12 protein-coding genes are annotated in these 13,118 nt (G+C 71.7%); all 12 read left to right on the top strand.

Going from position 1 to position 13,118, the window contains the following annotated elements:
• The first annotated feature begins 12 nt into the window (after positions 1–12).
• The 12 genes from ACZ6ZT_RS09950 to ACZ6ZT_RS09895 all read left to right on the top strand — a co-directional run bounded on the left by ACZ6ZT_RS09950 (position 13) and on the right by ACZ6ZT_RS09895 (position 13,071).
• Entirely contained in the window at positions 13–1,068 is a 1,056-nt protein-coding gene (locus tag ACZ6ZT_RS09950; protein WP_469717243.1) for an ABC transporter ATP-binding protein, read from the top strand.
• The gene (locus ACZ6ZT_RS09945; protein ID WP_469717241.1) at positions 1,061–2,113 is read left to right on the top strand and encodes an ABC transporter ATP-binding protein; all 1,053 of its coding nucleotides are present in this window, start codon (positions 1,061–1,063) and stop codon (positions 2,111–2,113) included. Before ACZ6ZT_RS09950 ends, ACZ6ZT_RS09945 begins: the two co-directional genes overlap by 8 nt.
• Positions 2,114–2,251: 138 nt before the next feature.
• Entirely contained in the window at positions 2,252–3,190 is a 939-nt protein-coding gene (locus tag ACZ6ZT_RS09940; protein WP_469717239.1) for a GNAT family N-acetyltransferase, read from the top strand.
• 107 nt (positions 3,191–3,297) lie between these two features.
• Positions 3,298–4,929 carry a peptide ABC transporter substrate-binding protein gene (locus ACZ6ZT_RS09935; RefSeq protein WP_469717237.1) on the top strand — a complete coding sequence of 544 codons (1,632 nt, stop codon included), beginning with the start codon at positions 3,298–3,300 and terminating at the stop codon, positions 4,927–4,929.
• A 31-nt stretch (positions 4,930–4,960) separates the two neighbouring features.
• The gene (locus ACZ6ZT_RS09930) at positions 4,961–5,884 is read left to right on the top strand and encodes an ABC transporter permease (protein ID WP_469717235.1); all 924 of its coding nucleotides are present in this window, start codon (positions 4,961–4,963) and stop codon (positions 5,882–5,884) included.
• A complete protein-coding gene (locus ACZ6ZT_RS09925) occupies positions 5,877–6,887 on the top strand; it encodes an ABC transporter permease (RefSeq protein ID WP_469717233.1) in 1,011 nt (336 codons plus the stop codon). Before ACZ6ZT_RS09930 ends, ACZ6ZT_RS09925 begins: the two co-directional genes overlap by 8 nt.
• Positions 6,888–6,902: 15 nt before the next feature.
• Positions 6,903–7,877, top strand: a complete 975-nt coding sequence (locus ACZ6ZT_RS09920) for an ABC transporter ATP-binding protein (RefSeq protein WP_469717231.1) — start codon at positions 6,903–6,905, stop codon at positions 7,875–7,877.
• Positions 7,870–8,985 (top strand): ABC transporter ATP-binding protein, encoded by a 1,116-nt coding sequence (locus tag ACZ6ZT_RS09915; RefSeq protein ID WP_469717229.1) that lies wholly within the window; start codon positions 7,870–7,872, stop codon positions 8,983–8,985. Before ACZ6ZT_RS09920 ends, ACZ6ZT_RS09915 begins: the two co-directional genes overlap by 8 nt.
• Positions 8,986–9,362: 377 nt before the next feature.
• Entirely contained in the window at positions 9,363–9,557 is a 195-nt protein-coding gene (locus tag ACZ6ZT_RS09910; protein ID WP_030226073.1) for a hypothetical protein, read from the top strand.
• Positions 9,558–9,579: 22 nt separating this feature from the next.
• On the top strand, positions 9,580–10,476 hold the full coding sequence (gene mshB, locus ACZ6ZT_RS09905) for an N-acetyl-1-D-myo-inositol-2-amino-2-deoxy-alpha-D-glucopyranoside deacetylase (RefSeq protein WP_469717227.1): 897 nt from the start codon (positions 9,580–9,582) through the stop codon (positions 10,474–10,476).
• Positions 10,473–10,856 carry a DUF6113 family protein gene (locus ACZ6ZT_RS09900; protein WP_469717225.1) on the top strand — a complete coding sequence of 128 codons (384 nt, stop codon included), beginning with the start codon at positions 10,473–10,475 and terminating at the stop codon, positions 10,854–10,856. The genes mshB and ACZ6ZT_RS09900 overlap by 4 nt, the downstream gene beginning before the upstream one ends.
• 205 nt (positions 10,857–11,061) lie before the next feature.
• Positions 11,062–13,071, top strand: a complete 2,010-nt coding sequence (locus ACZ6ZT_RS09895; RefSeq protein WP_469717223.1) for a peptidoglycan binding domain-containing protein — start codon at positions 11,062–11,064, stop codon at positions 13,069–13,071.
• The last annotated feature ends 47 nt before the right edge of the window (positions 13,072–13,118 follow it).

Raw genomic sequence — 13,118 nt, 5'->3', positions numbered from 1 at the left:
GAAGGGCGTACGTTGACCATCATCGACAAGACCTCGAACGTCCCCGCGCCCCGCTCGGCGCCGGAGGGGACCCCCCTGCTCGAAGTGCGCGACCTGCACGTCGAGTTCCACACCCGCGACGGTGTCGCCAAGGCCGTCAACGGAGTCTCGTACTCCGTGAACGCCGGCGAGACCCTCGCCGTCCTCGGCGAGTCCGGCTCGGGCAAGTCCGTGACGGCGCAGGCCATCATGGGCATCCTCGACATGCCCCCCGGCAAGATCCCGCACGGCGAGATCCTGTTCCAGGGGCAGGACCTGCTGAAGCTCCCGGCCGAGGAGTTCCGCAAGATCCGCGGCCAGAAGATCGCCATGATCTTCCAGGACGCGCTGTCCTCGCTGAACCCCGTGCACACCGTCGGCGCCCAGCTCGGCGAGATGTTCCGGGTGCACCGCGGCATGTCCAAGAAGGACGCCACGGCCAAGGCCGTCGAGCTCATGGACCGGGTGAAGATCCCCGCCGCCAAGGCGCGCGTGGGTGACTACCCGCACCAGTTCTCCGGCGGTATGCGCCAGCGCATCATGATCGCCATGGCGATGGCCCTGGAGCCGGACCTGATCATCGCCGACGAGCCGACCACGGCTCTCGACGTGACGGTCCAGGCCCAGGTCATGGACCTGCTCGCGGAGCTCCAGCGCGAGATGAACATGGGCCTGATCCTGATCACCCACGACCTCGGCGTCGTCGCCGACGTCGCGGACAAGATCGCCGTCATGTACGCCGGCCGGATCGTCGAGAACGCCCCGGTCCACGAGATCTACAAGCGCCCCGCGCACCCGTACACCCGCGGCCTGCTGGACTCGATCCCGCGCCTGGACCAGAAGGGCCAGGAGCTCTACGCCATCAAGGGCCTGCCGCCCAACCTGCTCAACATCCCCCCGGGCTGCGCCTTCAACCCGCGCTGCCCGAAGGCGCAGGACATCTGCCGCACCGACGTGCCGGCCCTGCACCAGGTGACCGAGCGCGACGGCAGCGAGCTGCCCGGCCGCGGCAGCGCGTGCCACTTCTGGAAGGAGCAGATCCATGGCTGAGCTCACCAAGAACGCCCCCGAGCGCGAGCCGATCCTCCAGGTGCGCAACCTGGTCAAGCACTTCCCGCTGACCCAGGGCATCCTGTTCAAGAAGCAGGTCGGCGCGGTCAAGGCCGTCGACGGGATCTCCTTCGACCTGTACCGGGGCGAGACCCTGGGCATCGTCGGCGAGTCCGGCTGTGGCAAGTCCACCGTCGCCAAGCTGCTGATGAGCCTGGAGCGCGCCACCGCCGGCGAGGTCTTCTACAAGGGCCAGGACATCACCAAGCTGTCCGGCAAGGCCCTGAAGGCCGTCCGCCGCAACATCCAGATGGTCTTCCAGGACCCGTACACCTCGCTGAACCCGCGCATGACGGTCGGCGACATCATCGGGGAGCCCTTCGAGATCCACCCCGAGGTGGCTCCCAAGGGCGACCGGCGCCGCAAGGTCCAGGAACTCCTGGACGTCGTGGGCCTGAACCCGGAGTACATCAACCGCTACCCGCACCAGTTCTCCGGCGGTCAGCGCCAGCGCATCGGCATCGCCCGCGGCCTCGCGCTCAACCCGGAGATCATCATCTGCGACGAGCCGGTCTCCGCGCTCGACGTGTCGGTGCAGGCGCAGGTCATCAACCTGATGGAGAAGCTCCAGGACGAGTTCAACCTGTCCTACCTCTTCATCGCGCACGACCTGTCGATCGTCCGGCACATCTCCGACCGCGTCGGCGTCATGTACCTGGGCAAGATGGCCGAGATCGGCTCCGACGCCGCGATCTACGAGCACCCGACCCACCCGTACACGCAGGCGCTGCTCTCCGCCGTGCCGGTGCCGGACCCCGAGGTCCGCGAGGCCCGCGAGCGCATCATCCTCACCGGTGACGTCCCCTCCCCGGCCAACCCGCCCTCGGGCTGCCGCTTCCGCACCCGCTGCTGGAAGGCCGAGGACAAGTGCGCCACGGAGGAGCCCCTGCTGGCGATCCCGACGCGCTTCCGGGGTGTCGACACCCCGGCCGCCCACGAGTCGGCGTGCCACTTCGCGGAGGAGAAGGCCGTCCTGGCCGTCTGACCCCCTCCGTACGCGCATCCCGGGGCGCCCGGGCCGGAACCTTCCGGCCCGGGCGCCCCGGCGCGTTCCCCCCCGCGTTCCCTCCGCGTACGGTGAAGCGGCTTGCGGCGTTCCGCGGGCGCCGACCACAGTGGACCGATGACCGACACGCTGACCGTCCGGCCCGCCGGCCCCGGGGACGCCGCCGACATCTGCGCCCTGCTCAACGCCGTCGACGTCATCGAGATCGGCAGACCCGAGACCGGCCTCGGCGCCGTGGCGGCCGACCTCACCAACCCCGGCGTGGACCTGGCCACCGACTCCTGGCTCGCCCTCCACGGCGGCCGGCCCGTCGCCTACGCCCTCGTCTGGAACGACTCGGGGCCCGGCCGGATCGACGGCGACCACTACGTCCTGCCCGGCCGGGCCGACGCGGCGGTGCGGCTGCTGGAGCTGATGGAGGCCCGCGCCCGGGCGATGGCCGCCGGGGCCGAACGGCCGCGGCTGCGGATCGAGCTGGGCGCCGTACCCACCCTCGACCCCGCCCTCCTGACCCGCCGCGGCTACCGCCCCGTACGCCGCCACCAGGTGCTCACCCGCCGCCTCACCCCGGCCGACGCCGCCCGGCCGGCCGCGCCCGCCGGAGTGCGCCTGCGCCACTGCGGGACCGACCAGGCCGACCGCCGCCGGGCCCACGCCCTGGTGGAGGAGACCTTCGCCGCCCACTTCGGCCACGCCCCGCGCGCGTACGGGCCCTGGCTGGACCACCTCGACGCCCACGACCTCGACTGGTCCCTGGTGTGGATCGCGAGCCTGCCCGGCCGGGGCGACGCGGCGGTGCTCCTGACCCGCGACGACCGCACCAGCATGGGCTGGCTCAGCCACCTCGGCGTACGGGAGGAACTGCGCGGCCGGGGCCTCGGCGGCTTCCTGCTGCGCCACGCCTTCGCCGCCTACGCGGCCCGCGGCCGTGACACCGTCGGCCTGGGCGTGGACACCGCCAACGAGACCGGCGCGCTCGCGCTCTACGAGGCGCACGGCATGCGGCCGCACTACGCCGTCGACACCTGGGAGCTGCCTTTGCACTCGCAGGGGTGACAGCCGAGGGACGCGAGGGTGCAATCGGTCGAACCTGCGGTGTGCCGGGACATCCATGGGGTGACATAGCCCCCGAAGCGAGTTTCGGTACCCCTAGGAGGCACTCCATGCGCGGAGCCACCCACGCCAAGTGGGCCGCATGTGCGGTGGCCGTCGCCCTCGCGGCGACGGCCTGCGGCGGCGGAAGCGACAGTGGCGGCGGTGGCGGTGCCGAGGGGATCGTCAGCTCCTCCTGGGGCGACCCGCAGAACCCGCTGGAGCCCGCCAACACCAACGAGGTGCAGGGCGGCAAGGTCCTCGACATGCTCTTCCGGGGCCTCAAGCGCTACGACCCGAAGACCGGCGCGGCGAACAACATGCTCGCCGAGAAGATCGACACCACGGACAGCCAGCACTTCACGATCACCCTGAAGGACGGCTGGAAGTTCAGCAACGGCGAGCCGGTCACCGCCCAGTCGTTCGTGGACGCCTGGAACTACGGCGCGGACGTGCGCAACAAGCAGAACAACTCGCCGTTCTTCTCCGCCATCGTCGGCTACGCGGACGTGCACCCCGCCTCCGGCGAGCCCAAGGCCAAGACGATGTCCGGACTGGTCGTCAAGGACGCCAGGACCTTCACCGTCGCCCTGAAGTCGAAGTTCTCCACCTGGCCCGAGACCCTCGGCTACCAGGCCTTCTCGCCACTGCCGAAGTCCTTCTTCACCGACCACTCCGGCTGGCTGAACAAGCCCGTCGGCAACGGCCCGTACACGGTGGACTCGTACACCAAGGGCACCGGCATGAAGCTGCGCAAGTGGGACGGGTACACCGGGTCGGACAAGGCGCTGAACGGCGGCGTCGACCTCAAGGTCTACACCGACAACAACACCGCGTACACGGACCTGATCTCCGGCAACCTCGACCTGGTCGACGACATCCCGGCGCAGCAGCTGAAGAACGTCAAGAACGACCTCGGCGACCGGTACATCAACCAGCCCGCGCTCATCATCCAGACCCTCACCTTCCCGCAGTACGACCCGCAGTGGGGCAAGGAGGGCATGGAGAAGGTCCGCCGGGGCATCTCGATGGCCATCAACCGCGACGAGATCACCCAGCAGATCTTCCGCGAGACCCGCACCCCCGCCAAGGACTGGACCTCCCCGGCCCTCGGCGCCAAGGGCGGTTTCAGCGCCACCGCCTGCGGGGACGCCTGCAAGTTCGACCCGGCGGCCGCCAAGAAGCTCGTCCAGGAGGCCGGCGGACTGCCCGGCGGCAAGGTCACGCTGACCTCCAACGTCGACACCGGCTCGCACCGCGAATGGATGGACGCCGTCTGCAACAGCGTCAACAACGCGCTCGGCGAGGGCCCGGTCTGCACGGTCAACCCCGTCGGCACCTTCGCGGACTTCCGCAACCAGCAGAGCGCCTACAAGCTCACCGGCCCCTTCCGCTCGGGCTGGCAGGCCGACTACCCGCTGATCCAGAACTTCCTCCAGCCGCTGTACTACACCGGCGCCTCCTCCAACTACGGCAAGTTCAGCAACCCCGAATTCGACAAGCTCGTCGACGAGGCCAACCAGGAGAGCGACTCCGCCAAGGCCGTCGGCAAGTTCCAGGACGCGGAGAAGATCCTCGCCGAGCAGATGCCCTCCATCCCGCTCTGGTACCAGAACGGCAGCGCCGGGCACTCCGAGCGGCTCTCCGACGTAGCCCTGAACCAGTTCAGCGTCCCCGTCTACAACCAGATCAAGGTCAGCTGACCCCCTCGACGGATCGATCCTGGAGCAGTCCATGGGACGTTATGTGATCCGGCGGCTGCTCCAGATGATCCCGGTGTTCATCGGCAGCACCTTCCTGATCTTCTTCATGGTGTACGCGCTCGGCGACCCGGTGGCGGCGCTCTTCGGGGACAAGGCCCCCGATCCCGCCACCGCCGCCCGCATCCGCGCGGACCTCTACCTCGACCAGCCGCTGTGGAAGCAGTACCTGCACTACATGGGCCAGATCTTCCAGGGCGACTTCGGCACCGCCTTCAACGGGCAGTCCGTCACCGACCTGATGGCCTCGGCCTTCCCCGTCACCCTGCGGCTGACCATCGTCGCGATCGTCATCGAGATCATCGTCGGCATCACCCTCGGCGTGGTCAGCGGCCTGCGCCGGGGCAAGGCCGTCGACACCAGCCTGCTCGTGCTCACCCTCGTCGTGATCTCGGTGCCCACCTTCGTCACCGGCTACCTGCTCCAGTACGTCTTCGGCGTCAAATGGGGCTGGGTGCGGCCCACCGTCTCCCCGGACGCCCCCTTCGGCGAACTGATCCTGCCCGGCATCGTCCTCGCGCTCGTCTCCCTCGCCTACGTCACCCGGCTCTCGCGGACCTCCATCGCCGAGAACGTGAAGGCCGACTACGTCCGCACCGCCACCGCCAAGGGCCTGCCGCGCCGCCGGGTCGTCACCCGCCACCTGCTGCGCAACTCGCTCATCCCCGTCGTCACCTTCATCGGAACCGATATCGGCGCCCTGATGGGCGGGGCCATCGTCACCGAGCGGATCTTCAACATCCACGGCGTCGGCTACCAGCTCTACCAGGGCATCCTGCGCAACAACTCGCCCACGGTGGTCGGCTTCGTGACCATCCTCGTCATCGTCTTCCTGCTGGCGAACCTGCTCGTCGACCTGCTCTACGCGGTCCTGGACCCGAGGATCCGTTATGCCTGAGCCCGAGCACCCCGACGGCCCCGGCGGCTACGACCCGGTCGGCCCCCGCCCGCGCGAAGCGGTCTCACCCACCGGCCAGGGAGGAGCCATGGACCTCGCGCTGGAAGAGGCCGAAAGCCTGGAGAAGCCCCCCGGACCCGGCACCGGGCCCCGCGAGAAGGCGCGCAGCCTCTGGTCCGACGCCTGGCACCAGCTGCGCCGCAACCCCGTCTTCCTCGTCTCCTCGCTGCTGATCCTCTTCCTCGTCGTCATCGCCATCCGGCCGCAGCTCATTGCCGACGGGGACCCGCTGTACTGCCTCCTGTCCAAGTCCCAGCAGGGCGCCGAGCCCGGCCACCCCTTCGGGTACGACACTCAGGGCTGTGACGTGTACACCCGCACCGTGTACGGGGCCCGCGCCTCCATCACCGTCGGCGTCTGCGCCACCCTCGGCGCCGCCCTGCTGGGTTCGCTGCTGGGCGGGCTCGCCGGGTTCTTCGGCGGCTGGGGCGACGCCCTGCTCTCCCGCGTCGCCGACATCTTCTTCGGCATCCCCGTCATCCTCGGCGGCCTGGTCTTCCTCTCGGTGGTCACCAGCACCACCGTGTGGCCCGTCGTCGGCTTCATCGTGCTGCTCGGCTGGCCGCAGCTCGCGCGCATCGCCCGCGGCTCGGTGATCACCGCCAAGCAGAACGACTACGTCCAGGCCGCACGGGCCCTCGGCGCCGGCAACGCCCGCATGATGCTGCGGCACGTGGCCCCCAACGCCGTCGCCCCCGTCATCGTCGTCGCCACCATCGCCCTGGGCACGTACATCGCGCTGGAGGCCACCCTGTCGTTCCTCGGCGTCGGGCTGCGCCCGCCCACCGTCTCCTGGGGCATCGACATCTCCAACGCCGCCTCCCAGATCCGCAACGCCCCGCACATGCTGCTGTACCCGGCCGGTGCGCTGAGCATCACCGTGCTCGCCTTCATCATGCTCGGCGACGCGGTGCGCGACGCCCTCGACCCCAAGCTGCGCTGAGGAGTGAGCCGGCAGATGCTGCTCGAAGTCCGCGACCTGCACGTGGAGTTCAGGACCCGCGACGGCGTCGCGAAGGCCGTCAACGGGGTGAACTACTCGGTCGACGAGGGTGAGACCCTCGCGGTGCTCGGCGAGTCCGGCTCCGGAAAGTCGGTCACCGCCCAGGCCGTGATGGGCATCCTGGACGTGCCGCCGGGCCGGATCGCGGGCGGCGAGATCCTCTTCAAGGGCCAGGACCTCCTGAAGATGAAGGAGGAGGACCGGCGCAGGATCCGCGGCGCCCAGATGGCGATGATCTTCCAGGACGCCCTCTCCTCCCTCAACCCCGTGCTCAGCGTGGGCGCCCAGCTGGGCGAGATGTTCGAGGCCCACCGCGGGATGTCCCGCAAGGACGCCAGGGCCAGGGCCGTCGAGCTGATGGACCGGGTGAAGATCCCGGCGGCGCGGCAACGCGTGGGGGACTACCCGCACCAGTTCTCCGGGGGCATGCGCCAGCGCATCATGATCGCCATGGCGCTCGCCCTGGAGCCCTCCCTGATCATCGCGGACGAGCCCACCACCGCCCTCGACGTCACCGTCCAGGCCCAGGTCATGGACCTGCTCGCCGAGCTCCAGCGCGAACTGCGCATGGGCCTGATCCTGATCACCCACGACCTCGGCGTCGTCGCCGACGTCGCCGACAAGATCGCCGTCATGTACGCCGGCCGCATCGTCGAATCCGCGCCCGTGCACGCCCTCTACGGAGCCCCGGCCCACCCCTACACCCGCGGCCTGCTCGACTCCATCCCGCGCCTGGACCAGAAGGGCCAGGAGCTCTACGCCATCAAGGGCCTGCCGCCCAACCTGCTGCACATCCCGCCCGGCTGCGCCTTCAACCCGCGCTGCCCGATGGCCCGGGCCGTCTGCCGTACCGAGGTCCCGCCCCTGGCGGAGGTCGCCCCGGACCGGGCCAGCGCCTGCTTCTTCTGGAAGGAGTGCCTCGATGCCTGAGCCCATCCTGGAGGTACGCGACCTGGTCAAGCACTACCCGCTCACCCAGGGCATCGTCTTCCGCAAGCAGATCGGCGCGGTCAAGGCCGTCGACGGGGTCTCCTTCGACCTGGCGCGGGGAGAGACCCTCGGCATCGTCGGCGAGTCCGGCTGCGGGAAGTCCACCGTCGCCAAGATGCTGGTCCACCTGGAACGCCCCACCGCGGGCGTGATCGCGTACAAGGGCCAGGACATCACCAAGCTGTCCGGCAAGGCCCTGAAGGCCGTCCGCCGCAACATCCAGATGGTCTTCCAGGACCCCTACACCTCGCTGAACCCGCGGATGACGGTCGGCGACATCATCGGCGAGCCGTACGAGATCCACCCCGAGGCGGCCCCCAAGGGCGACCGGCGCCGCAAGGTCCAGGAGCTGCTGGACGTGGTCGGCCTGAACCCGGAGTACATCAACCGCTACCCGCACCAGTTCTCCGGCGGCCAGCGCCAGCGCATCGGCATCGCCCGCGGCCTCGCCCTGCGCCCCGAGGTCATCGTCGCGGACGAGCCCGTCTCCGCCCTCGACGTCTCCGTACAGGCCCAGGTCGTCAACCTGCTGGCCCGGCTCCAGGGCGAGTTCGGCCTCTCGTACGTGTTCATCGCGCACGACCTGTCGATCGTCCGGCACATCTCCGACCGGGTCGGCGTCATGTACCTCGGCCGGATCGCCGAGATCGGCACCGACACGCAGATCTACGACCACCCCACCCACCCGTACACCCAGGCGCTGCTCTCCGCCGTGCCCGTCCCCGACCCCGGGGCGCGCGCCCGGCGGGAGCGGATCATCCTCTCCGGCGACGTCCCCTCCCCGGCCAACCCGCCCTCGGGCTGCCGCTTCCGCACCCGCTGCTGGAAGGCCGAGGAGAAGTGCGCCCGGGAGGTCCCGCTGCTGGCGGTCCCGGCGGCCTACCCGACCGGGCCGGCCGCGCATCCCTCGGCCTGTCACTTCGCGGCCGAGAAGCGGGTGGTGCCGGCCACGGCTCCGCCGCCGTCCCCTCCGCCGTCCTCGTCCCAGCCGTCCCCGCCCTCGCCCTCCCCGCAGCCGCCCGCGCCCCCGCTGGAGCCGGGGGCGTAGCGCCGGCGGAACCCGCCGGACCTCGGTCGTCCGGCCGATCATTTTGCGCCACCGTGCACGGAGGGCTCCCGTCGGGTTCCGGCCACCCCAACTTGCCTATAGCGCGGGCGACTTGACCGACTCTGCCCCGAATCGGGAACCGGCCGGACTGGCCGGGAAGCAGCCATGCGCCCCCCTCCGGCGGGCCCGGCGGGCGCGACGCCCCGGCGGCGGGCCCCCGTATGCCCCCGGGAGTGCGCGCCATGCGCCCCTCGTGCTGCCGGAATTCGATCGATGCGCTGGTACGGATAGTTATGATCCGTAGCGCACGGTGGGTATGTCTTTCGCCGAGCACGAGTACGCGAACCGATGTCCGCTCGACGTGGAGGTGAAACGCCGTGGCACTCTCGATCTCGGCCGTGGTGCTGCTGGCGATCGTCGTCTTCCTTCTGGTCCGGAGGTCGGGACTGAAGGCGGGGCACGCGTTCGTCTGCGTACTGCTCGGGTTCTACCTGGCGAGTTCGACGATCGCTCCGACGCTCAGCCAGCTCACGTCCAACGTGGCGAGCATGATCAGTGGCCTCAAGCTGTAGCCGCTGCTCGTAGGCTGGGCCCATGAACGCTCTTCCCGCCCGTCGTCTGCTCCTCGTGCACGCGCACCCGGACGACGAGTCGATCAACAACGGCGTCACCATGGCCAAATACGCGGCCGAGGGCGCCCACGTCGCCCTGGTGACCTGCACGCTCGGCGAGGAGGGCGAGGTCATCCCGGCGGAGCTGGCACACCTGGCGCCGGACCGCGACGACACCCTCGGCCCCTTCCGGGCCGGCGAACTCGCCGCCGCCATGAAGGAGCTGGGGGTCAGCGACCACCGCTTCCTCGGCGGCGCCGGACGCTACCGGGACTCCGGGATGATGGGCGCCCCGCAGAACACGCGCCCCGGCGCCTTCTGGTCCGCCGACCTGGACGAGGCCGCCGGCCACCTCGCCGAGGTGATCCGCGAGCTGCGCCCGCAGGTGCTCGTCACCTACGACCCCGACGGCGGCTACGGCCACCCCGACCACATCCAGGCCCACCGGGTCGCCACCCGCGGCGCGGAACTAGCCGCCGACGCCGGCCACCGCCCCGGGCTCGGCGCCCCGCACGCGGTCGCGAAGCTGTACTGGAACCGCGTCCCGCGCTCGGTGGCCGAGGAGGGCTTCGCGCACCTGCGCGCCACCGGGGCCCCCTTCCCCGGCACCGCGAGCGTGGACGACGTCCCCGGAGTGGTGGACGACGCGCGGATCACCGCCGAGATCGGCGACGACGAGGGGCGGGGCCTGGTCGAGGCGAAGACCGCCGCGATGCGCGCCCACGCCACCCAGATCGCCGTGGACGGCCCGTTCTTCGCGCTCTCCAACGACCTGGGACAGCCCCTCTTCGTCCGGGAGTACTACGAACTCGCCGCGGGCCGGCCCGGAGCGCCGGCCGGCGTCCGCGAGCGGGACCTCTTCGCGGGGGTGGAGGCATGACCACGCCCTGGACCCCCGGCCGGGTCGCCGCCCTGCTCGGCCTGCTCGTCCTCGGCGCCCTCACCGGCGCGGCCGGCTGGCTCGTGGTCGACCTCTGGTTCCCGGCCGGGCTGCTGCTCGCGCTGCTGGCCCTGTTCGGCCTCTTCCTCGGCGCCCGGATCGCCCTCGGCACCGGGGTCGGCGTGGGCGCGGCGGCGGCCGGCTGGTTCCTGTCCTACGTACTCCTCAGCGTCCCGCGCCCCGAAGGGGACTTCCTGCTCGGTTCCTCCGGAATCGGCATGTACGCATACCTTTTGGGGGGAAGTGTGGTCGCTGTGATCTGTGCCACGATGCGCGGCGCCCTGGAGGGGCCGGTTTCGGCCTCCCGGCCCCGCCGCTGAAGGGTGGCTGAACTCCGCCGTTCTCCGATCGGGGACGGGTTGCGGGGGTTTGACGCACCCTCGGCCGGAGGCCTCCGCCCGGGAAAGAGGAACCCGGGATTCCCGGTGGACAGTTGCGGGCAGGCGACGGCCAGTATGGTGGACGGGCCGCCGAGCTGCCCGCGCACGCTATGACGGGCGGCGGAGCCAACCGGGAGAACCTGCCTTGAGTCGTGAAACTGACAGTTCGTCCCCCGGGCCCCAAGGGCACGGTGGAGCCGCCTACCCCTCGGGTACACCGCCGTACGGAACCGGCCGCCAGCCGTCCGCGACTGTGCCGACCGGGCCCGGCGCGACGACCGCCCCGGAGGAGAACCCTGTGACGTCGAACCCGTCCACGCCCGACAACGACGGGCCGAAGACCGAGACCACCCTGACGACCCGGATCCGGATCAACATCCCGGGTTCGCGGCCGATCCCGCCCGTGGTCGTACGCAAGCCGGTGAAGGGCGGCGCCGCCGCTCCCGAGCGGGACGCCGCCGCGCAGGCGCCCGCCCAGCCGCCGGCGCCGGCTCCGGCGCGCCCGGCCCCGCCCGCCGCGCCGGCCGCGCACCAGGCCCCGCCGCCGGCCCCCGCCCCGGCCCGGCCGGGCGGGCCCGCGCCGGACGCGCCGGCCGGGGGGAGCGGCGGGGAGGCGCCGGCCAGCAACTGGTTCGCCCCGCGCAAGTCCGCCGCCCCGGCGCCCGCTCCGGCCCCGGCCCCGGCGCCGGCCCCGGCACCCGCGCCCGCGCCGGGTCCCGTGGCCGGCCCTTCTGGCGCGAGCTACGTCTCCCCGGCGGCTCCCGGCGCGGGCTTCGCGCCGCCGGCCGCGCCCGGGAGCCCGCGGCCCCCGGCCCCGCACGGCAGCGGTGCCGGGTTCGCGCCCGACCCCGTGGCCGGTGGCCCCGGCGGCGGGGCGCCCGCGTACCCGGCGTACGACGGCGGCCCCGTCACGGAGGCCTTCCCGGCCTTCGCGGAGCCCGACGGGCCGACCGGCGGACCCGCGCTGGGCACCGTACCCGTACGGGACGAGCCCCCGCGCTGGCCCGGGCCCGAGGCCCTGGACACCCCCGGGGCCCCCGCGCCCGGCCCGGTCGCGCCGCCGCCCGGCCCGATGCCGCCGCGCCAGAGCGTCCCGGTGCCCCCGCCCGCCCCGGCGGGCAAGAAGGCAGGGAAGGCCGGAAAGCCCGGGAAGGCCGCCAAGACCGCGAAGGCCGCCAAGCCCGCGCCCGCCCAGAGTGCCCGGCCCGCGAAGAAGAAGGGCCGCTCCAAGCTGGCCCTGCTCGGCGGCGCCGTGGTCTTCCTCGGCGGCGTGGCCTACGGCGCCGGGCTGCTGCTGAACCACTCCGACGTCCCCAAGGGCACCACCGTCCTCGGCCAGGACATCGGCGGTGGCCGCGACGAGGCCGTCGCCAAGGTGCAGGCCGCCTTCGGCGCCCGCGCCGCGGCCCCGCTCCAGCTGATGGTGGGCGGCAAACAGGTCGAGCTGAAGCCCGAGAAGGCCGGCCTGACCCTCGACAGCCAGACCACGGTCCGCAACGCGGCGGGCAGCGACTACAACCCCGTCACCGTCATCGGCTCGCTCTTCGGCGTCGAGCGCACGGCCACCGCCGTCATGCCCGTCGACGAGGAGAAGCTGCGGGTCGCCCTCCAGGAGCTGGCCGGCACCGCCGGGTCGGCCACCGAGGGCACCATCAAGTTCGACACCGGCAAGCCCGTCGCCGTCCCCGGCAAGGCGGGCACCAGCCTCGACGTGGACGGCTCCGTCGCCAAGGTCACCCAGGCCTTCCGCGAGCTGGTCGCCACCGGCAAGGCCGCCCCCGTCGAACTGCCCACCGCCACCATGGAACCCACCATCACCCAGGCGGAACTCAACCGGGCCATGAAGGAGTTCGCCGAACCGGCGATGTCCGGGCCCGCGACCGTCAAGGCGGGCGCCAAGAGCCTCCCCTTCGGGGCGAAGTCGCTGCCGAAGATCCTCAGCATGACGCCCGTGAACGGCCGCCTCGTCGAGAAGTACGACCTGGAGGCCCTGAAGGCGACCTACGGCAACACCTTCGACGGGGTCATGATCACGCGGGGCACCGGCGCGAAGACCGCCGTCACCCCGCAGGACGTCGTCGGCGCCCTCGGCAAGGCGCTCGTCGGCAAGACCCCCGCCGAGCGGATCGTGGCCATCGACACCGACGCCAACTGACGGTCCCGCCCGCACCGCGCGGCCCCTTCCCGGATCCGGGGAGGGGC

The sequence above is a fragment of the Streptomyces sp. NPDC102258 genome (assembly GCF_055584685.1).
The sequence above is the reverse complement of the archived record's forward strand: the minus strand, read 5'-3'. Positions and strand labels throughout refer to the sequence as shown.

Excerpts from the sequence above, each read along its gene's own strand:
- ACZ6ZT_RS09945 (WP_469717241.1), top strand. The coding sequence starts at position 1,061 with ATGGCTGAGCTCACCAAGAACGCCCCCGAGCGCGAGCCGATCCTCCAG.
- ACZ6ZT_RS09940 (WP_469717239.1), top strand. The coding sequence starts at position 2,252 with ATGACCGACACGCTGACCGTCCGGCCCGCCGGCCCCGGGGACGCCGCC.
- ACZ6ZT_RS09935 (WP_469717237.1), top strand. The coding sequence starts at position 3,298 with ATGCGCGGAGCCACCCACGCCAAGTGGGCCGCATGTGCGGTGGCCGTC.
- ACZ6ZT_RS09930 (WP_469717235.1), top strand. The coding sequence starts at position 4,961 with ATGGGACGTTATGTGATCCGGCGGCTGCTCCAGATGATCCCGGTGTTC.
- ACZ6ZT_RS09925 (WP_469717233.1), top strand. The coding sequence starts at position 5,877 with ATGCCTGAGCCCGAGCACCCCGACGGCCCCGGCGGCTACGACCCGGTC.
- ACZ6ZT_RS09920 (WP_469717231.1), top strand. The coding sequence starts at position 6,903 with ATGCTGCTCGAAGTCCGCGACCTGCACGTGGAGTTCAGGACCCGCGAC.
- ACZ6ZT_RS09915 (WP_469717229.1), top strand. The coding sequence starts at position 7,870 with ATGCCTGAGCCCATCCTGGAGGTACGCGACCTGGTCAAGCACTACCCG.
- mshB (WP_469717227.1), top strand. The coding sequence starts at position 9,580 with ATGAACGCTCTTCCCGCCCGTCGTCTGCTCCTCGTGCACGCGCACCCG.
- ACZ6ZT_RS09900 (WP_469717225.1), top strand. The coding sequence starts at position 10,473 with ATGACCACGCCCTGGACCCCCGGCCGGGTCGCCGCCCTGCTCGGCCTG.